Raw genomic sequence first — 19,093 nt, 5'->3', positions numbered from 1 at the left:
TCACCGCTCAAGCCGCGCACCGGCGGCCCTCCTCGGCAGCCAGGTGTCCTTGGAACCGCCCCCCTGGGAGGAGTTGACGATCATGCTGCCGGCCGGGGCGACGCGGGTCAGCGCCGTCGGCGGCACCGTCGCCGTCTCGCCGGAGCAGACGAAGGCCCGCAGGTCGACCACGCGCGGGCTCAGCCGCCGCCCGTCGAAGGTCGGGTGCGTCGACAGCCGGACCGTCTCCTGGGCGACCCAGCCCTCGGGTGCGGTGAGGATCGTCTTCCTGACCCGCTCGAGCTCCTCGGCGGAGGCGTCGGGGCCGACGACCACGCCCTGCCCGCCGAACCCGTCCACCGGCTTGACGACCAGCTCGGCCAGCCGGTCGAGCACCTGCTCCCGGTCCTCGGCGTCCCGGCACAGGTAGGTGGGGACGTTGTCGATGAGGGGCCGCTCGCCCAGGTAGTACTCGATGAGGCGCGGCACGTACCGGTACAGGCACTTGTCGTCGGCGACGCCGTTGCCCGGCGCGTTGGCCAGGACGAGCGCGGAACGCTCGACGGCGTCCATGATCTCCAGCCCGAGGCGGCCGTCGAGCAGGTCTCTCTCGTCGATCCTGCGGTAGAGCACCTCGATCCTGCGCCCGTCGATCTCCAGGTTGCCGTTCTTGAAGGACAGGTCGGCCGGTACGGCCAGGACCACCCCCATTTCCTCGGCGAGCATCTTGTGCTCGTAGTAGGCGGAGTCCTCGGGCCCCGCCGAGACCACGGCGAGAGCCGACGGGTCGCCGGAGCCCGCCGCGAGCAGTGCCTCCCGCAGCGTCCGCAGGCCCTCCCTCGGGTCGGCGAGCTCCTCGCCGCGGACGAGTTCCGGCATCAGCTCGGCGACCAGCCGCCGGTTGGTCACGGCGTATCCGAGGCCCGAGGGCACCCGCAGGTTGTCCTCCAGCACCGCCCAGCGGCCGACGTTGTCGCGGACCAGGTCCAGCCCGGCCACGGCGCAGCGCACGGTGCCCTGCGGCACCCTGCGGCCGGGCCTGCGGTAGCCGGGCGACTCGTCGACCACCCAGGCGGGGATCGTGCCGTCCCTGATGATCTCGCGCCCGTCGTAGACGTCGTGCAGGAACGCCTCCAGCGCGCGCACCCGCTGCGGCAGGGCCCGCTGGATCTCGGCCCACTCGCCGCCCTGGACCAGGCGGGGGACCAGGTCGAACGGGTAGATCCGGCTCTCGCCGCCGCCCTCGACCTGGAAGGTCATGCCGTTGCGGCGCTGGTAGGCGTCGCGCTTCTCCTCCCGGTCGCGCAGTCCTTCCACGCCCAGGCGGTCGAGGACCCGCAGCACCGGCTGGTAGGACTCGCGCACCGTTCCCTCGATGATCGCCTCGTCGCCGGGAGCCTCGTAGCCGTCGAGGAGATTGGTGTGCATCCTCGGCATCGGACCGCCGAAGGCGGTCTCCCACTCCTCGGAGCGCGTCTCGGCGATGACGAGGTCGACCACGTCGGACAGCCTGCCGCTGCGGGCGTACGCCTCGCGCTGGCGGGCCGAGGAGCTTCCCCGCGCCAGCGACTCCCTGGCCAGGGACGTGACGAGCTCCCAGTCGCCGCACTGCTCCAGCTGCGGGCGCAGGCCGTCGATCATCCGCCGGATCACCTCGCCCGCGGGCGCCGGGGTGCCGTCGACCGGGTCGACGAGATCGCCCTCCAGCCCGGAGCGCGACGCCCGCCACGACGCGGCGCGGACCATCTCCAGCCGGACCGTGCGCTCGGGGCCCTTCTGCGCCGCCTCCAGCTCTCTGGCCACCAGTGCCCTGAACAGCCCGGCGATCAGCACGATGTCGCCCACTCGGGGGCAGGCGTCGCAGACCCGCAGCTCGATGGTGGGCAGGTGCGCCGAGGGCCGGATGTCGAAGTAGATCATGCCGGGGTCGGTGATCACCCCGGAGGCGACGAGGTCCCGCACCACCTGGTCGTACTCGGCGGCCGACTCGAACCTGGGCACCGGACCGGCGGTGGGCCAGCGCTGCCACAGCAGCGGGCGGTAGCTGGCGTACCCGGTGTCGGAGCCCAGCCAGTACGGCGAGCTGGAGCTCAGGGCGAGCAGCGGGGGGATCCAGGGGGCCAGGCGGTGGGCGACGGCCACCGCCAGGTCGCGATCCTCGACGTCGGCGTGGAACTGCGTCCCGCAGATCAGCTGCTCGCGGGTGAGCAGCTGGTAGTCGGCGAGCATCTGCTCGTAGCGGGGATCAGGGGAGATCTTCAACGCCTCCAGATCCACCAGCGGCACGCTTCCCGCCGCCACGATTCCCAGGCCGAGGCCGTCCGCGGCCTGGATCACCGTGCGGCGCAGCGCGGTCAGGTCGTGCCCGAGGTCCTCCAGATGCATGAAGGGCCTGCTGTTGGCCTCGACGACCGAACGCTGCAGCTCGTGGGTGAAGCGCTCCGCCGGCAACTGCTCGAGCAGGACACCGGCCCGTGGGACGAGGTGCCGGGTGTCGACATCGACGACGTGGAACTCCTCTTCGACACCGACCGCGATCGGCCCCGCCAGACCCGCCATTTCATCACTCCTGAAGTACGCCGGTTCATGGGGTTTTTTGTTCTTTGCCCGAAAAAAGGAGTTCCGCACTTCACGAGGCACTTTGCGAGAAAGTGAAGCCGTGAGGTCGCTCCCTGCCGGACAGACCCGCTTCCCTTTCGGCGCGCGGACTCACCTCTTTCGGGCGGGAGATATCACACGGGTTTCGAAGAGGACATCGATGGCCACCGGCGACGGGACGGACCTCTCCGGCGAAACTCCGCCCGAGGGCAGGACGCGACCTCGCCACGCCCGGCGATCCCTGTCCCCGGCCACGCCCGGCCCGGCGTGATCACCCCTGACCGCGGCGGGAACCACGGCCGGGCTCCCCCTCATGCCCGGCCCGGTGAACGGAGCCCACGCGGGCGGGTTACCCGGCCGGGGACTCGTCACGCCCTGACGGCCCGGCGTCCGGCCGCTCCCGGGCAGGGAAGGCTTCGGCGGGGTCGGGCGAACCCGGCGGGTCCGACGGGCCGGACGGGCCGGGGAGCAGCTCGGCCTCGTCCGGGCGCGACTCGATCATGCGCGGTGGCCGGGGCGCGTCTTCCGGCGGCGGCCCGAACGTGTCGGGAAACGCGCGTACCCCGAGGGCCTCCGGGCGATCGCCCGACGGATCGGGCGGATCGATGAGCTGCCGCACGGGCGGGCTGTCCAGGAACGTGGAGACCGCGTCGACCACCCCCTCCCCCAGCGGGCGGAACGCGTCGACCACGGCCTGGGCGGGCGGGCCGAGGCGGGTGCCGACCTCCTGGAGGAACTCCTCCAGCACCTGCGGCAGCGGCGGCACCGGCAGACCGAACTGGGGCTTCGGCCGCGCCTTCTCCGGCGGCGTCCAGCGCATCGAGTCGTCGCTCATGGCGAGCCATTCGTCGACGGCGCCGTCGATGGAGTCGAGCACGTGATCGGAATCGTCTGGCATGGCGGCTCCCCTCATGACCGGGATCCGATAAGACGACGGTACCTCGCCCCACCTCCCCCGGGCAGGGGCGGGTGGGAACCGTCTTCGCGGTGTCGTTTCCCCGATCACCGGAACGGCGGCTGTACAGCGTTGGTACGGCGGTGATACAGCAGTGGTACGGCAGCCGCACGGCGGCGGAGGCCCGATCATCAAAGCCCGTTAAACTGGCATAACCCCCTCAACTGGGGGAATAAGCTGTCGATGCTCTCTCAAACTCGTCCTGCCGGCAGTGACACGCTCACCTTCCTCGGCGCGATCATGCGTAATCCCCACCAACTCGGGGCGATCGCTCCCAGCTCGAAGGCCGTCGCCCGGCTGGTGTCCTCGATCGTCCCCACGACCCCCGGAGCCGTGGTCGTCGAACTCGGCGCCGGCGGCGGAGTGATCAGCGACGCGATCCGCGACCGGCTGCCCCCGGGGGGACGGCAGCTCGCCGTGGAGGTCAACGAAGGCATGGTGGACCACCTGCGGCGCAGCAGACCCTGGCTGGAGGTGATCCCCGGCGACGCCGGCGACCTCGGCAAGCTGCTGCGGGAGGCCGGCCTGTCCCACGCGGACGCGATCGTCTCCTCGCTTCCCTGGACCCTGTTCGAGGACGCCCAGCAGAAACGCGTTCTGGAGGAGATCGCGGCCTCGCTCACCCCCGGCGGCGCCTTCAGCACCATCACGACGCTGACCGTGATGCCGTTCCGGCGCTTCCGGCACTTCCGCGGTCTCATGAACAGCACGTTCACCACCGTCGGCACCCTGGGCCCGATCTGGCGCAACGTACCGCCCGCCCTGGTGTACACCGGAGCCGTGGCGAGCGATCGGCTGGCCGGGGACACCGGCGGCTGAGTGGCCGGCGGGCGACCCGCCGGGGACACCGGCGGCGAATGAACGGCCCGCCGGGATCCACCGGCGGGCGGACGGGTGGAGGACGGCGGAGGTGATCGGGCGGGGTTCCTCCCGGCCGGGCGGGCCGGGGCGGTGAGAACCTCGCGGTGGCCGGCGGGCCCCGCCGTCATCGCGAGGTCGCCCGCCGACGCGCTGCGACCACGCGCGCGAGTGCGCCCGCCTTGGTGCGATTGGTGCGAGGGGCGGGCTTCGTCGCGACGGCGGCACCGCAGACCGGTCCCGCCGGCTCATGCAAGATCGAAATCGGGCGGTCGACAGAAATAAACCTCTGTCCGGCCTGGTTGCCGCCTACATGGCTGATGACGACAACATCCGCGGGACGGCCCGCGGCTCCTCCGAAGTGCCCCTGTCGATCCTCGAACTGGCGACCGTCGGTTCGGGAGTGACGCCCACCGAGACCCTGAAGGCGAGCACCGAGCTGGCCAGGCGCGCGGAGGAGTGGGGTTACCACCGGATCTGGGTGGCCGAGCACCACGGCATGCCCTCCGTGGCGAGTTCCTCGCCCGCGGTGTTGATCGCCCATCTGGCCGCCGCGACCAGGAGCATCCGGCTGGGGTCCGGCGGCGTCATGCTGCCCAACCACGCCCCGCTGGTCGTCGCCGAGCAGTTCGGCACCCTGCACGCGCTGCACCCGGGCCGTATCGACCTCGGGCTCGGCCGGGCCCCCGGCACCGACCCCGCCACGGCGAGGGCCCTGCGCGGGCGGCACGGCCTGGACGCCGACGACTTCCCCGAGCAGCTGGCCGAGCTGACGGCCTTCCTGGACGGCGCGTTCCCGCAGGGCCACCCGCTGGAGCGGGTCGTCGCGGTGCCCCGCTCGCCCGAGTCGGGCCGCCCACCGATCTGGCTGCTCGGTTCCAGCGGCTTCAGCGCCCAGCTCGCCGGGATGCTCGGCCTGCCGTTCGCCTTCGCGCACCACTTCAGCGGGAACAACACCATCCCCGCCCTTGAGCTGTACCGGTCGTCCTTCGAGCCCTCCGCCGTCCTCGACCGGCCGTACGCGATGATCGGCGTCTCCGCGATCGCCGCCGAGACCCCCGAGCAGGCGCTGCGCCTGGCCCGCTCCGGCGGGCTGTCCATGCTGCGGCTGCGGCGCGGGACCCCGCAGCCGATCCCCACGCCCGAGGAGGCCGAGAACTACCCGTACAGCCCGATAGAGCGGGACTTCCTCGACGACCACCTGTCCAAGATGGTGCTGGGGGACGCCGCCGGGGTGCGTCAGGGGCTGGAGGATCTCCGCAAGCGCACCGAGGCCGACGAGCTGATGATCACCACGATGGTCCACAGCACCGCCGACCGGGCCCGCTCCTTCGAGCTCATCGCCCAGGCGTACGACCTCACCGGCGGCTCCTGACCCGGCCGTCCCGGCTCGCCCCCCGCTCAGCCGCGGCCCGGACCGCGGTGGTCGCCACGACCTCGCCGCCCTTCGTGGCCACGACGAGGGCGTGCCCGGCCGGACGCGGGCAGGTGCCGTCGAGGTCGATGACGTCGCGATGCCATTCGGGACGGTAGCCGTACCCGAACTCCCGGGAGAAGGTGTCGAGCATGACGCCGCGCGCGCCTTCGAGGTGCCCGGCCTCGGCCATGTGAACGTCGTAGGGGCTCATGTCCGGTTCTCCTGGTGAACGTGCGGACCCGGCGCGACGTGCGGGCCGAGCAGATCGCGGGTCAGTGGGTGCCGGGGCCGGCCGAGGACGCGGGCCGCGGCGCCCTCCTCCACGACCCTCCCCTCCGAGAGGATCGCGACGTGGTCCGCCAGCCGCGCGACGACACCCATGTCGTGGCTGATCAGTACGAGGGTCAACCCGGACTCGCGGCGCAGCTCGACGAGCAGGTCGAGCACTCCGGCCTGGGTGATCGTGTCCAGCCCGGAGGTGATCTCGTCGCAGACGAGGACCTCGGGCGCGGCGAGCAACGCGCGGGCGAGCGCCGCGCGCTGGAGCTCCCCGCCGGACAACCCGCCGGGACGGCGAGCCGCCGCCGCGGCACCGAGCCCGACGCGTTCGAGCATCTCCAGCGTCGCGTCAAGCGCCGCCCCGGACCTCAGGCCCCGCAACCGCACCGCGGTGCGGCTCACCTGGTCGGCCACCGTCCGGCCCGGGTCGAAGGAGGCGTGCGCGTCCTGGAAGACGTACTGCACGCGGGCCACGTCCTCGCGACGCCGCCGCGACAGAGCCCCCGCCAGCGGCCTCCCCTCGAGCAGCACCGCTCCCCGCGCGGGCTCGTGCAGCCCCGCGACGCAGCGCGCGAGGGTCGTCTTCCCGCTTCCCGAACGCCCGGCCAACGCCAGGCACCGCCCGGCGGCCACACGCAGCGACACGTCGTGGAGCACCGTCACCGAGCGGTGCCTCGCCATCAGGCCGACGACGTCGAGCCGGACCGGCCCCGGCACGACCGCCCGGGGCGGCGCGGCCTTCCCGGGGGAGCGGCCCGCCTCGCCGGAGCGCGGGACGCCTCTTCCGCCGGTGGGCGGGGCGACGCCACCGGGAGACGGACGCGACCCGCGAGAGGGCGAATCCCCTCCCCCGCAGGTGGGCGACCCGATCCCGTCCAGGTGAGGGGTCGCCGAGCCGGGGGACGGGGACACCGGGAGCCGGGCGTCGAGCAGGCGCCGGGTGTGATCGTGCCGGGGCCGGACGAGCACCTCCCCGGCCGGGCCGCTCTCCACCGCCCGGCCGCCGCGCAACACGACGACGTGGTCGGCGAGCGCGCGCACCACGTCCAGATCGTGGCTGAGCAGCACCAGCGCGATGCCCTGCCGTACGAGGTCCTCCAGCTCGTCCACGACCTCTCGTTTGGTGACGGCGTCCTGGCCGGTGGTGGGCTCGTCCGCCACGATCGCCGACGGTGCCGTCAGCAGCGTCTGGGCGAGCACCAGGCGTTGCTGCTGTCCCCCGGAGAGCTCGTGCGGGTAGCGGCGCGCCGTCTCCCCGCCGGCGGGCAGGTCGACGCGGCGCAGGACGGACGCGATCCGCTCCCCCACGGATCCGTCCGCCGCCCCGCCCGGCGCGTGCCGCCGGGCGATCTCGCGCAGCACCGCCCCGGCCCGGCGGACCGGGTTGAGGGCGGACGCGGGGTGCTGCGGCAGGTAGCCCACCGTCCCGGCCACCTCGACCGTCCCCGACAGGACCACGCCGGGCGCGTGCTCGCCGAGCAGCGCCCGCCCGATGGTGGTCTTGCCGCTGCCCGAGGCCCCGACCAGGGCGAGCACCCGGCCGGGCGCGAGCTCGAAGGAGACCCCGTCGACCAGCGTGCCGCCGCCCGCCCGGGCGCGCAGTCCCTCGACGCGGATCACGCGGCCACCCCCCTGCCGCGCCGTACCTCGTCGAAGAGCAGGTTCAGCCCGACGGACAGCGACACGAGCAGCAGCGCCGGCACGAGCACCGCCCATGGCTGGAGGAACATGCCGGCCCGGTTCCGGTCGACCATCACCGCCCAGTCGTCGGCGTCCGGGGAGACGCCGACGCCCAGGAAGCTCGCCGTCGCGACAAGGTAGAGCGCGCCGACGACGCGGACGCCCATGTCGGCCAGGAGGGTTCGGAGCATCGACCTGCCCACGTAACCGAACGCCCGGCGCCACCAGCTCTCGCCCTGGAGGCGCATCGCCTCCATCGCGGGCCTGGCGGCGATCTCCAGGGCCGCCGCGCGGGAGATGCGGGCCACCTCCGGGAGGTTGATCACCGCGACGATGACGACCAGGGCGACGGGCCCGGGAGGGGCGATGGCGGCGAGCAGGACGAGCGTCAGCAACGAGGGGACGGCCAGCAGCAGGTCCAGGGGCCGCATCAGCAGCTCGTCGAGCCACCGCCGCCGGGTCATCGCGGTCAGCAGTCCCAGCGGCGCGCCCACCAGGAAGGCCAGGGCGGTGGCGGCCAGGGCGACCACCACGACCGTACGGCCGCCGAGAAGCACCTGCCGCCATACGTCCCTGCCGACGAAGTCCGTCCCCAGCGGAAAGCCGGAGCCGAACGGGAGACCGCGGGGAACCGGCTCGCCCGCGAACCACGGACCGGCGAGGGCGATCACCAGCGGCACGCCCAGCAGCACCCCGCCCACCCACCACCTCGGCACCGGAACCGGCCTCGCCCCAAGGACCGGCCCCGGTTCCCGTCCCGGCCTCATGACGCACCCGCCGCGCGCGGGGCGAGCCGGAAAGCGGCGACGTCGGCGGCGAGGTTGACGGCCACGGTGGTGACCGCGAAGACCAGGGCGAGTCCCTGGATCACCGGGATGTCGCGGGCGGAGACCGCGCTCACCAGCGAGGTGCCGAGGCCGGGGATGACGAACACGGCCTCAACGGTGATCACGCCGCCGAGCAGCCAGTCGGTGGTCCTGGCGAGCTGCTGCACGGCCGGCGCCAGCGCGTTGGGCAGGGCGTGCGCCACGACCACCCTCCGGCCGGAGAGCCCGAGCCTGCGCGCGTGGCGGACGTACTCGGAGCCCAGGGCGTCGATCATCCCGGCCCTGACCAGCCTGCTGATCGAGCAGATCGGCCGGGCGAGCAGGACCAGCAGGGGAAGCAGCAGCGCGGCCGGCTGCGCGAGCAGGTTCGGGCCGGCGCCCACCGCCGTGGGCGGAAGCCAGCCGAGGCGCAGCGCGAAAAGCGCGACCAGCAGCACGGCGAGGGCGAACTCCGGCACCGAGTACAGGGCGATGCCGGCCGAGGTGAGGACGCGGTCGAGCGCCCGGCCCTGGCGGATCGCGGCGACGACGCCCGCGGCCACCGCCAGCGGCACCAGGAGCAGGAGGGTGATCGCGGCGAGCTGGAGGGTCGGCCCGCCGGCGTCGGCGAGGAACCCGGTGACCGGGCGCCCGGCCGTCAGCGACGTCCCGAGGTCGCCCCGGAACAGGCCGAGCAGCCATTCGGCGTAGCGGACCGGCGCGGGCCGGTCGAGCCCCAGCTCCTGGCGGATCCGCTCGATCCGTGCCGGATCGGGCGTGTCACCGGCCAGCACCACGGCGGCGTCCCCCGGCAGCGCCTCGGTGAGGGCGAACACCAGCACGGTGACCGCCCCGACCTGCGCCAGGCCGAGCGCCATGCGCCGCGCGGCGTACCCGGGCAGGCTCGTCCGGCCTCCGGAGCGGGGACGCCGCGAGGGCCGGGACGGCGGGGCGGCACGAAGGTGCGTCACGCCAGCCAGACCTTGTCGAACCGGGCCCAGTCGAGGGTGTTGGCCGGGGCGTCGGCCACGCCGCCCACCCCCGGTGCGGTCGCGACGAGCCAGTCGGCGAAGCCCCAGACGAGGTAGCCGCCCTCGGCGTGCTGGGCTCGCTGCATCTCGGCGTACACGTCGCGGCGCGCCTTCTCGTCGGCCAGCGAGACGGCCTTGGCGTAGAGCGCGTCGAACTCCGGGCGCCTCCACTTGGTGATGTTGATCGGGGACGCGCTGAGCAGGCGCTGCGCGAAGTGGGACTCGATGGGCATGGCGCCGGACCGGAAGCAGCACAGCGTGCCCTTGTCGAGGACGTCCTTCCAGTAGGTGTCCTTGTCACCCACCGAGACCTCGACGTCGAGACCGGCCTGGCGCATCTGGTCGGCGAACACGCTCGACGACTCGACGAAGCCGCCGGCCGCCGCCGACGTGTCGAGCCGCACCTTCAGCCCCTTCGCCCCGGCCCTCTCCACCAGCCACCTGGCCTTGTCCAGGTCGCGGGCGCGCTGCGGGATCTCGTCGGCGTAGTACTGGTAGCCCCTGCCGAAGAGGTCGTTGCCGACCTGTCCCGCGCCGGCCAGCACGGTGTCGACCAGCTCCCCCCGGTCGGCCAGCAGGAACATGGCCTCGCGCAGGTTCCGGTCGTCGAAGGGCGGGCGGTCCAGCTTCATGGCGAACGCCTGCATGCCGCTGTTGGCGAGCCGGGTGACGGCCAGGCGGTCGTTGCCCCGATAGGTCCTGGCGGTGGTCGCGGTGATGTCGTGGGCGTAGTCGGCCTGCCCGCCCAGCAGGGCGTTGACCCGGGCCGACTCCTCGTTGGCGATCAGGTATTGCAGTTCGTCGACGTGGGGGGCGCCCTCCCAGTAGCCGGGGTTGCGCCTGAGCAGCAGGGAGCGGCCCGGTTCGAAGGAGTCGAAGGCGAACGGGCCGGACCCGATCGGCCTGGTGAAGTCCTCGGTGCCCTCGGGGACGACGAACACGCCGAAGGCGGCCAGCACGTTGGGGAACTCGGCGAACGGCTGCCTGAGCGCGAACTCGACCGTACGGTCGCCGACGGCCCTGCTGGCGGCCAGGTCGATGACCGCGAGAGTGGACCTGGCGCGGAAGGCGCGTGCGGGGTCGGCGATCCTGGCATAGCTGTAGAGGACGTCGGCGGCGCGCACCGGCCTGCCGTCGTGGAAGTTCGCCTGGCGCAGGGTGACCCGCCAGGTGGTGAGGTCGGCGGAGGGCTCCCAGCGCTCGGCGAGGCGCGGCACCACCGACAGGTCGGGCCCGTAGTCGGCGAGCTTGTCGAACAGCGCCTTGGACCGGGACGCCTCGACGAACAGGTTGGACAGGTGCGGGTCCAGGGTCTCCTGGGCCCCGCCCCCGGCGAACGCGACGCGCAGCCGGCCGCCCGATCGAGGCCCGCTCGCGGCGGTCCCGGCCGTGGGGCCTGTGGCGCACCCGGCGAGCAGGGCGGCGGACAGCCCGGCGGCGGTGCCGAGGAAGCCGCGGCGGTTCAGGGAGCGCATGGGAGGGGTCCTTTCATCGGTTGTGCCTGGCGGCCGTCCGAGGCGGTGGTCGCGCGAGGAGATCACCCCGTCGACACCGGGGACCTCGCCCGACCGCCCGGGGGTGCCTCCTCGGCCACCGAGCCAGACAGAGGGAATGATAATGATTTTCATTTACTTTGCAATTCGGCAGTTTCCCCGCCCGGCTCTGACGCATCTGTGCCGACAAAGACCTCGATCTCCACCGAATCTGCACAGAAGGCCATTACGCTCCGGGTGCATGATCAGATCGAGATGGGTGGGCCTGCTGGTCTGGCCGGTGGTGCTGCCGTTCGCGGCCTGGGCGGCGCTCAGGGCCGGCGGGTGGACCCCGCTCTGGCAGTGGGTCGCCCTGGTGGCGTTCACGCCGTACGTGGCGGCGGCCTCGGCGATCCCGCTGCTCCTGGCGCTGGGGCTGCGCCGCTGGGCGGCCGCGGCCGTCGCCCTGGTCACGAGCGCGGTGCTGGCGACGGCCGTACTCCCCCGGTACTTCGGCGACACGGATCAGCCCGCCGCCGACGGGGGACGGCTGCGGGTGCTCGCCGCGAACCTCGCCGTCGGCGCGGGCGACACCGACGTCCTGATGAGGCTCGTGCGCTCCCTCGACCCGGACGTGCTGGCCCTCCAGGAGGTCACCCCGGCCGCGCGCGACCGCCTGGAGGCGGCCGGGCTGCGCCGGCGCATGCCCCACGTCGTGGACCGCGCGGTCGACGGGGTGTGGGGCTCGGGCATCTACTCCAAGCACCCCGTCGCCGAGAAGCCGCTGATCGCGCTGGGCAGGTTCCGGCAGGCGCGAGGGGTGGTCAAGCACCCGAGCGGCCACGAGATCGAGGTCGTCTCGGTCCACCCCTGCGCGCCCCGGTACGGCGACAAGGTGCCGTGCTGGGAGCAGGGACTGCGGGCGCTGCCCAGGGCGGGCGGGCAGCTGCGGGTGCTCGCGGGCGACTTCAACGCCACCCTCGACCACCGGCTGGTACGCGACCTGCTCGACAGCGGCTACCGCGACGCGGCCGACGTCACCGGGCACGGCCTGACGCCCACCTGGCCGCAGCAGGGATGGGAACCCGTCCCCGGGGTGACGATCGACCACGTGCTCGCCGACTCGCGCATGGCGATCAGGAGTTTCGGCGTCCACCGCCTCCCGGACACCGACCACCGCCCGGTCTTCGCCGAGCTGGGCCTGCCCCGCTTCACGAAGCGCTGAACCCGGACCGTTTCACGAACCGCTTCACGAGGCGTTGAACCCGGACCGCCTCACGGACCGCCGAGCGGGACCCGGGCGGTCGCCGATCTTCGCGAGCGGGACCCGCCGAGGAACAGGACCAGGGCGAGGACGGCGTACGGCACCGCGGACGCGGTGAAGATCGCGGCATGGCCGGCCAGCGCCGAGGCCGCGGCGTAGCCGCCGTAGACGAGGACGGCGCCCAGCTCGGTGCCCAGCCCGGCCAGCGAGGTCACGGTGGCGCGGGCCGGGCCGGTGATGCTCTCCTGCAGCCGTACGTCGGCCAGCACGCTCGCCATCTGGAAGACGCAGAAGGCCACCGCGAGGGCGACGAACCCCGCCGCGGTCCCGCCGGCCGCGCCCGCGCCGAGCGCCAGCGCCCCGAACGCGAGGAGCGCGGCGAACTCCCGGTCCGTGAAGCTCCGCCCGGCCGCCGCGAGCAGGCCACCGGCCGCGATCCCCACGGAGACCAGGAGCACCAGGAGCGGCACGAGGTGCGTGGCGACGCCGGTGCCGATCGCGAGCAGCGGGGTGTACTCCTCCAGCGAGCCCCACAGGGCCGTCACCGCCGGCACCAGCAGCAGCGCCCGGCGCGTCGGCCGGTCGGCGCGCGCCGCCCGCAGCCCCTCGCGCAGGATCGCGGCGTACCCGCCCGCGGGCACCTCCTCCTCGTCGGCCCCCTCCGCGGCCCCCTCCCCTTCCCGTCCGGTTTCCCGCCCGGCGCGTACGCGGTGTTCGGGAAAGGCCAGCGCGGCCACCGCGGCGAGCACGCACGCCAGGACGCTGCCGGCGGCGACCAGCGGATAGCCGCCCATGGCGAACACCGGGGCGGCCACGACCGTGGACACCACGACGGCGCCGGTGCCGATCGCGCGGGCGCGGCCCATGATCGCGGCGTAGCGGCCGGCCGCGCCCAGGCGGTCGAGCTCGGTGTAGACCAGCGCCTCCAGCGCGCCCGACTGCAGCGCTCCGGAGGCGCCCCACAGCACGAAGCCCGCGGCGAACACCCAGTAGGAGGGGGCCGCGACCCACAGGCCGAAGCCGGCGGCGGCCAGCAGCGGCGCCAGGGCGAGCAGCGCGCGCCGCGAGACGGCGTCGGCCCACACCCCTGAGGGAACCTCCAGCGCGACGGAGGTGACCGACCAGATCGCCAGGAGCGAGGAGATCTCGGCGGTCGACAGACCCGTGTCGACGAACAGCAACGCGTAGAACGGGTAGAACAGGACGAACTCATCAAGGAGGGTGTAGGCGTAGAGCGTCGCGGCCAGGCGCTTCGCACGCCCTTCGGGCGCACGGTGAAAAGAAGTGGTCATGAGGTCCTTCTCGCGGAGGCTGGGCGGACTCGGGATGCTCGGCATCTCCGGGGGTCCACGGCAGCTCGCGCCGGACCGACCGATCGTTGAGGATCAATGTCGCCAGGTCATACCGCAGACCATACAGCCGCCCCGCCCGCCCCGGCCTCCCCTTTTCCTCGGGCGGGTTCTCCTCGGGCGGGGAACGCCTCCCCGGCGTGGGCGCGGCCGCGCGTCAGGCCGCCGCGGGCACCGCGGGCGGCCGAGCCCGCTCCGTCCCCGGCCGGCGCGCCCTGACCGGACCGGGCAGGGCGGGCCGGTCAGAACTCGTCGTGCCCGGAGACCTGGCCGATCGGGAAGACGTGCCTGTTCGCGGCGCAGACGGTCTCCAGGACGTGGACGGGCACGTCCTCGTCGGAGTAGCCGGCGCGAAGGACCTGGACGACCCACTCCCCCGGTTCGAGCTCCAGGGTCTCGTACTCGAAGGGTGTCGGCGGGCGGGCCGTCAGGGTCTCCTCGGCGCGGCCGAAGGTGTGGCCGAGGGCGACCAGTGCCGACTGGAGCGACGGCTTGACGAACCCGGGCTCGGCGAGGCGGGTGCCCCCGAACAGGTCCGCCCGGAAGTAGCTGGTGGCGATGCGCACCGGGATCCCGTCGGCCGTCATCATCTTCCGCCGGGCGATCACCTCGGCGCCGGGTTCGACGCGCAGGCAGGCGGCCACGTGCTCACCGGCCGGCTCCGGGCCCACGTAGAGCATCCTGCGGCCCGGTGTGACGCCCTGCCGTTCCGCCTCGGCGAGGAACAGGGACGCGGAAGCCCGCACGGCGGGGTCGGTCGGCAGCGCCCGCCGCACCAGGACCCTGGGCGTGCTGACCACGGGCTCCTCGGAGACGCGGACCACAGACTCCTCCGACGTGCGGACCACGGGCTCCTCGGAGACGCGGCCGGGGGACACGCCCAGGCGCGTCCCTATGTCCTCCAGGCTCATCCCTGAGTCACGGGCTTCGGCGATCGCCTGACGACGCATCTTCGCCGCCTCCGCGAGGAGCCCCTGCTCTTCGGTGATGAGACGGCTCAGAACCCGTGCGCGCTCCACGGGGTCGCTCAGCCCGGAAACATCGCGCAACGTCTCCAGATCCATCGGGGCCCGCCTCCTCGCGCTCAACACCACCGGGGATTTTAGTCCGCCCTGTCTCCGGGCCGGGCCGGTGCCGGTACCGACGGCCCGGAAGGCCCCCGGCGACGGCCGCCGGGCCGTCGCACGCGCCCGCCCGGGACACGGGTCGTTCTCCATCGGAGGCGCGAGCCGTTCACTCCGGGAGAGGACGCGCGGTCAACGGGCACTCTGGCCTGGGGGCTACAGCATGGGGACCGTCAAATCAGTTGCCGACGCCGCGCCCGGGTGCGAAGACTGGATGGTCACCCGTGTCACGCGGGTGGCGGTGATCCGGCGGGGCGGCCACCGGGAGCGGTGGCACGGGAGACCGGTCGAGAGGGGATGGTGTTCCGGCCTGCCATGTCCCGGACGGCTCTCACCCCGTCAGAACACCGTGAGGAGCGTGCCGCCTGCCGATGCCCCCTGACACCGGAACCACCACATCTAAAGCAGACAACACAAAAAACACAGACACCTCGGCCGCCGACGCGGAATCCCCGCCCCGGCAACCCCTCTCCCCGCGCCGCGCCAGGGCCGCCTCCCTGTGGCGGTTGAGGTCCTACCTCCGCCCGTACGTCGCCCGCCTGATCGCCATCTGGCTGGTGTCCTTCGCCGCGGTCGCGATCGGCATCGCCATCCCGCTGATCGGCAGGGAGATCATCGACGGCCCCGTCGCCCGGGGCGACACCGGGGCCGTACCTCCCCTCGCGCTGCTGGCCCTGATCCTGGGCGTGGTCGAGGCGCTGCTCGTCTTCCTGAGGCGGTGGCTGCTGGCCGACGCCGTCCTGGGCCTGGAGACCGGCATCCGCGACGACCTCTACGGCCACCTGCAGCGGCTGCCGATGGGGTTCCACGCCTCCTGGCAGTCGGGCCAGCTGCTGTCCCGGGCGACGACCGACCTGTCGACGATCCGGCGCTTCCTCGGCTTCGGCCTGCTCTTCCTCGTCCTGACCACCGTCCAGATCGCGACGGTGACCGGGTTGCTGCTCCACATGTACTGGCCGCTCGGGTTGCTGGTCGTGGCCTCGGCGGTGCCGATCGTGTTCACCACCCTGCGCTTCGAGCGCACGTACATCACCATCTCCCGCCGGGTCCAGGACGAGCAGGGCGACCTCGCCACGGTCGTCGAGGAGTCGGCGGCCGGCATCCGTACGATCAAGGCCTTCGGCCGCGGCCGGTACGTCTCCGGGATCTTCGAGGAAGGAGCGCTGAAGGTCTACCGGACCTCGATGGAGAAGGTCCGCCTGTCGGCCAGGTTCTTCACCTTCCTCGAGGTGATCCCGAACATCACCCTCGCGCTCGTGCTGCTGCTCGGCGCCCTGGCGGTCGGCTCGGGCACGCTGACGCTGGGCACGCTGGTGGCCTTCGCCACCCTGATGCTGCAGCTGGTCTGGCCCGTCTCCGCGCTCGGCTTCATCCTGACGATGGGTCAGGAGGCGATGACCGCGGCGGACCGGGTGATGGAGGTGCTCGACACCGAACCGGAGATCGTCGGGGGCACCGGCGCGATCGAGCGGCCCCGGGGGCACCTGCGCTTCGAGGGGGCGTGCTTCGCCTTCCCCGGTGCCGCCGAACCGGTGCTCCACGACGTCTGGCTGGAGGTGCGGCCGGGAGAGACGGTGGCGGTCGTGGGCGCGACGGGGTCGGGCAAGACCACGCTGACCTCCCTGGTGCCGCGGCTGTACGACGTCGGCGCCGGCCGGGTCACGATCGACGGGGTCGACGTCCGCGACCTGCCGCTGCCCGTGCTGCGCTCGATGGTCGCCACGGCCTTCGAGGAACCGACGCTGTTCTCGATGAGCGTCAGGGAGAACCTCACGCTGGGGCGGCGCGACGCGAGCGAAGAGGAGATCGCGGAGGCGCTGCGGATCGCCCAGGCCGGATTCGTCCACGCGCTGCCGTGGGGGCTGGAGACCAGGATCGGCGAGCAGGGCATGTCCCTGTCCGGCGGCCAGCGCCAGCGGCTCGCGCTGGCCCGCGCGGTTCTCAGCCGTCCCAGGATCCTCGTGCTGGACGACACGCTCTCTGCCCTGGACGTCGAGACCGAGGCCCTGGTGGAGGAGGCGCTGCGGCACGTGCTGCGCGAGGCCACCGGGATCGTCGTCGCCCACCGGGCCTCCACCGTGCTCCTCGCCGACAGGGTGGCCCTGCTGCTCGACGGCACGATCGCGCATGTCGGCGAGCACCACGAGCTCATGGCGAGCGTGCCCGAGTACCGCGCGCTGCTGTCGGCCGACCCGGACGCCGAGGAGGCACGGCTGTGAGCGTGACCGAACCTTCCACCCAACCTTCGAGACCTTCCTCCGGACCCTCCGGACCCTCCTCCGCCGGGACCGCGAACGGATCCCGGGAGTGGCGGGGGGTCGCGGCGGAGAACCAGGACGAGCTGTCGGCGCGGGTGTCGTTCCTGCTGCGCGACAGGTCCAGGCGGCTGCTCGGCGACCTGCTGCGCCCGTACCGCAAAGAGATCATCCTGCTCGTCGCGATCATCGTGACCTGCAACGTCGCCTCGCTCGCCATCCCCTACCTGGTCAAGGTGGGCATCGACGCGGGCATCCCGCCGATGGTGGCGGGCGCGGGACCGCGGACGCTGGTGACGGTCGTCGCGGCGATCCTGACGGCGGCGGTCGTCCAGTTGGTGACCCGGCGGATATTCCTCAGGATGGCCGGGCGCATCGGCCAGGGCATCCTGCTGGAGCTGCGGCGGCGGGTGTTCGTCCACTTCCAGCGGCTGTCGCTGTCGTTCCACGAGGACTACACCTCGGGCCGGGTCGTCTCCCGGCTCACCTCCGACATCGACGCCATCTCCGAGATGCTGCAGTCAGGGTTCGACGACCTCGTCACCGCCGTGCTGACGCTGGTCGGCACGGCGGTCCTGCTGCTCGTCCTGGACGTCCACCTCGGCGTGGTCGCGCTGCTTCCGCTGCCGGTCCTGATGCTGTTCACCGGCTGGTTCCGGCGGCAGTCGAGCATCGTCTACCGCAGGACCCGGGAGACCGTGGCCCTGGTGATCGTCCACTTCGTGGAGTCGATGGCCGGCATGCGCGCGGTCCAGGCGTTCCGCGGGGAGCCGCGCAACCAGGAGATCTTCTCCCACCTGAACGCCGACTACCGCGACGCCAACCGGCGGAGCATGCACCTGGTCGCGATCTTCTCGCCGGGCGTCAAGCTGATCGGGAACGTGACGATCGCGGCCGTCCTGCTCTACGGGGGCACGCTGGCGATCCAGGGTGAGGTCACGGTGGGCGTGCTGGCCGCCTTCCTGCTCTACCTGCGCCAGTTCTACGAGCCGATGCAGGAGATCTCGCAGTTCTACAACACCTTCCAGTCCGCCGGGGCTGCGCTGGAGAAGCTCTCCGGCGTGCTGCAGGAGCGTCCCGTGGTGGCCGAACCCGACGACCCGGTGACGCTGGAGCGGCCACGCGGGAGAGTCGAGTTCCGGGGCGTGGAGTTCTCCTATCTGGACGGCACCCCCGTGCTGCCCCGGCTGGACCTGGTGGTCCCCGCCGGGCAGACCGTGGCGCTGGTCGGCACCACGGGGGCGGGCAAGACCACGCTGGCGAAGCTGGTCTCCAGGTTCTACGACCCGGTGGCGGGCCGGGTGCTGCTGGACGGCGTCGACCTGCGCGACCTCGGCGAGGAGTCGCGGCACGCCGCGGTGGTCCTGGTCACCCAGGAGAACTTCCTGTTCAGCGGGTCGGTGGCGGACAACGTCAGGTTCGGCCGGCCGGGCGCGAACATGACCGACGTGGTGGCGGCGGCCCGCTCGATCGGCGCCGACGCGTTCGTCTCCGCGCTTCCCGAGGGGTACGACACCCAGGTCGGCAAGCACGGCGGCCGCCTGTCGGCCGGGCAGCGGCAGCTGGTGGCGTTCGCGAGGGCGTTCCTGGCCGACCCGGCGGTGCTGATCCTCGACGAGGCGACGTCCAGCCTGGACGTCTCCAGCGAGCGGCTGGTGCAGCGGGCGATGCGGACCATCCTGGCGGACCGGACGGCCCTGATCATCGCGCACCGCCTGTCGACCGTCGAGATCGCCGACCGGGTGCTGGTGATGGACGGCGGCAGGATCGTGGAGGACGGCCCGCCCGGCGAGCTCGTCCGGCGGGCGGGCCGCTACGCCGACCTGCACCGCGCCTGGCTCGACAGTATCTCCGACCACCGCGACGTCCCCGGCTGACCCACCCGGCGGCCGGGCCCTGCGGAGGCGAGCCGCCACTCGTTCGAGTCCCGCGACGTCCCCGGCCATGTCAGACAGGGAGCGCTCAGGACAGGGAGCGCTCAGGACAGGGCTCACCCAGAAGACGGAGTGCGCTCGGAAGACGGGGC

14 protein-coding genes are annotated in these 19,093 nt (G+C 73.0%); 5 read left to right on the top strand and 9 right to left on the bottom strand.

The genetic code is table 11. The features are described from left to right. Together ACTOQ1_RS24000 and ACTOQ1_RS23995 are read right to left on the bottom strand one after the other, a co-directional pair. Positions 1-2,538, bottom strand: coding sequence for a glutamate--cysteine ligase (locus ACTOQ1_RS24000; protein WP_440070267.1), 2,538 nt, complete (start codon positions 2,536-2,538; stop codon positions 1-3). Between the two features lie 388 nt (positions 2,539-2,926). Further along, positions 2,927-3,475, bottom strand: coding sequence for a hypothetical protein (locus ACTOQ1_RS23995; protein WP_440070266.1), 549 nt, complete (start codon positions 3,473-3,475; stop codon positions 2,927-2,929). A gap of 240 nt (positions 3,476-3,715) precedes the next feature. Here ACTOQ1_RS23995 and ACTOQ1_RS23990 point away from each other — a divergent pair, with 240 nt between their 5' ends. Both ACTOQ1_RS23990 and ACTOQ1_RS23985 read left to right on the top strand, forming a co-directional pair. Next, positions 3,716-4,351 (top strand): class I SAM-dependent methyltransferase, encoded by a 636-nt coding sequence (locus ACTOQ1_RS23990; protein WP_440070265.1) that lies wholly within the window; start codon positions 3,716-3,718, stop codon positions 4,349-4,351. Positions 4,352-4,703: 352 nt separating this feature from the next. Further along, entirely contained in the window at positions 4,704-5,765 is a 1,062-nt protein-coding gene (locus ACTOQ1_RS23985; RefSeq protein WP_440070264.1) for an LLM class flavin-dependent oxidoreductase, read from the top strand. On the opposite strand, the gene ACTOQ1_RS23980 is transcribed toward ACTOQ1_RS23985, so the two are convergent. The 5 genes from ACTOQ1_RS23980 to ACTOQ1_RS23960 are packed head-to-tail and all read right to left on the bottom strand — an operon-like array spanning position 5,749 to position 11,078. Next, positions 5,749-6,018, bottom strand: coding sequence for a hypothetical protein (locus ACTOQ1_RS23980; protein ID WP_440070263.1), 270 nt, complete (start codon positions 6,016-6,018; stop codon positions 5,749-5,751). The two genes, ACTOQ1_RS23985 and ACTOQ1_RS23980, sit on opposite strands and share 17 nt — an antisense overlap. After that, positions 6,015-7,706 (bottom strand): ABC transporter ATP-binding protein, encoded by a 1,692-nt coding sequence (locus tag ACTOQ1_RS23975; protein ID WP_440070262.1) that lies wholly within the window; start codon positions 7,704-7,706, stop codon positions 6,015-6,017. Before ACTOQ1_RS23975 ends, ACTOQ1_RS23980 begins: the two co-directional genes overlap by 4 nt. After that, positions 7,703-8,482, bottom strand: a complete 780-nt coding sequence (locus ACTOQ1_RS23970) for an ABC transporter permease (protein ID WP_440070261.1) — start codon at positions 8,480-8,482, stop codon at positions 7,703-7,705. Before ACTOQ1_RS23970 ends, ACTOQ1_RS23975 begins: the two co-directional genes overlap by 4 nt. Positions 8,483-8,529: 47 nt before the next feature. Beyond that, positions 8,530-9,543 carry an ABC transporter permease gene (locus ACTOQ1_RS23965; RefSeq protein ID WP_440070260.1) on the bottom strand — a complete coding sequence of 338 codons (1,014 nt, stop codon included), beginning with the start codon at positions 9,541-9,543 and terminating at the stop codon, positions 8,530-8,532. Next, positions 9,540-11,078, bottom strand: a complete 1,539-nt coding sequence (locus ACTOQ1_RS23960) for an ABC transporter substrate-binding protein (protein WP_440070259.1) — start codon at positions 11,076-11,078, stop codon at positions 9,540-9,542. The genes ACTOQ1_RS23965 and ACTOQ1_RS23960 overlap by 4 nt, the downstream gene beginning before the upstream one ends. 259 nt (positions 11,079-11,337) lie before the next feature. Between ACTOQ1_RS23960 and ACTOQ1_RS23955 the strand changes: the two genes are divergently transcribed. Further along, positions 11,338-12,300 (top strand): endonuclease/exonuclease/phosphatase family protein, encoded by a 963-nt coding sequence (locus ACTOQ1_RS23955; protein ID WP_440070258.1) that lies wholly within the window; start codon positions 11,338-11,340, stop codon positions 12,298-12,300. A gap of 50 nt (positions 12,301-12,350) precedes the next feature. On the opposite strand, the gene ACTOQ1_RS23950 is transcribed toward ACTOQ1_RS23955, so the two are convergent. Further along, positions 12,351-13,631 (bottom strand): MFS transporter, encoded by a 1,281-nt coding sequence (locus tag ACTOQ1_RS23950; RefSeq protein WP_440070257.1) that lies wholly within the window; start codon positions 13,629-13,631, stop codon positions 12,351-12,353. 299 nt (positions 13,632-13,930) lie between these two features. Then, positions 13,931-14,752 carry a GntR family transcriptional regulator gene (locus ACTOQ1_RS23945; RefSeq protein ID WP_440070256.1) on the bottom strand — a complete coding sequence of 274 codons (822 nt, stop codon included), beginning with the start codon at positions 14,750-14,752 and terminating at the stop codon, positions 13,931-13,933. A 566-nt stretch (positions 14,753-15,318) separates the two neighbouring features. Here ACTOQ1_RS23945 and ACTOQ1_RS23940 point away from each other — a divergent pair. Together ACTOQ1_RS23940 and ACTOQ1_RS23935 are read left to right on the top strand one after the other, a co-directional pair. Then, entirely contained in the window at positions 15,319-17,031 is a 1,713-nt protein-coding gene (locus ACTOQ1_RS23940) for an ABC transporter ATP-binding protein (protein ID WP_440070255.1), read from the top strand. Beyond that, positions 17,028-18,944 (top strand): ABC transporter ATP-binding protein, encoded by a 1,917-nt coding sequence (locus tag ACTOQ1_RS23935; protein ID WP_440070254.1) that lies wholly within the window; start codon positions 17,028-17,030, stop codon positions 18,942-18,944. The genes ACTOQ1_RS23940 and ACTOQ1_RS23935 overlap by 4 nt, the downstream gene beginning before the upstream one ends. Positions 18,945-19,093 lie beyond the last annotated feature (149 nt).

The organism is Streptosporangium sp. OZ121 (assembly GCF_051918885.1).
Classification (GTDB): domain Bacteria; phylum Actinomycetota; class Actinomycetes; order Streptosporangiales; family Streptosporangiaceae; genus Streptosporangium.
Note: the sequence above shows the minus strand (reverse complement) of the source record. Positions and strands in the feature narration are given on the sequence as shown.

What these genes read in the sequence shown, in the direction of transcription:
- ACTOQ1_RS23955 (WP_440070258.1), top strand. Translation starts at nt 11,338, where the DNA reads ATGATCAGATCGAGATGGGTGGGCCTGCTGGTCTGGCCGGTGGTGCTG.
- ACTOQ1_RS23985 (WP_440070264.1), top strand. Translation starts at nt 4,704, where the DNA reads ATGGCTGATGACGACAACATCCGCGGGACGGCCCGCGGCTCCTCCGAA.
- ACTOQ1_RS23995 (WP_440070266.1), bottom strand. Translation starts at nt 3,475, where the DNA reads ATGCCAGACGATTCCGATCACGTGCTCGACTCCATCGACGGCGCCGTC.
- ACTOQ1_RS23980 (WP_440070263.1), bottom strand. Translation starts at nt 6,018, where the DNA reads ATGAGCCCCTACGACGTTCACATGGCCGAGGCCGGGCACCTCGAAGGC.
- ACTOQ1_RS23950 (WP_440070257.1), bottom strand. Translation starts at nt 13,631, where the DNA reads ATGACCACTTCTTTTCACCGTGCGCCCGAAGGGCGTGCGAAGCGCCTG.
- ACTOQ1_RS23990 (WP_440070265.1), top strand. Translation starts at nt 3,716, where the DNA reads ATGCTCTCTCAAACTCGTCCTGCCGGCAGTGACACGCTCACCTTCCTC.
- ACTOQ1_RS23945 (WP_440070256.1), bottom strand. Translation starts at nt 14,752, where the DNA reads ATGGATCTGGAGACGTTGCGCGATGTTTCCGGGCTGAGCGACCCCGTG.
- ACTOQ1_RS24000 (WP_440070267.1), bottom strand. Translation starts at nt 2,538, where the DNA reads ATGGCGGGTCTGGCGGGGCCGATCGCGGTCGGTGTCGAAGAGGAGTTC.
- ACTOQ1_RS23960 (WP_440070259.1), bottom strand. Translation starts at nt 11,078, where the DNA reads ATGCGCTCCCTGAACCGCCGCGGCTTCCTCGGCACCGCCGCCGGGCTG.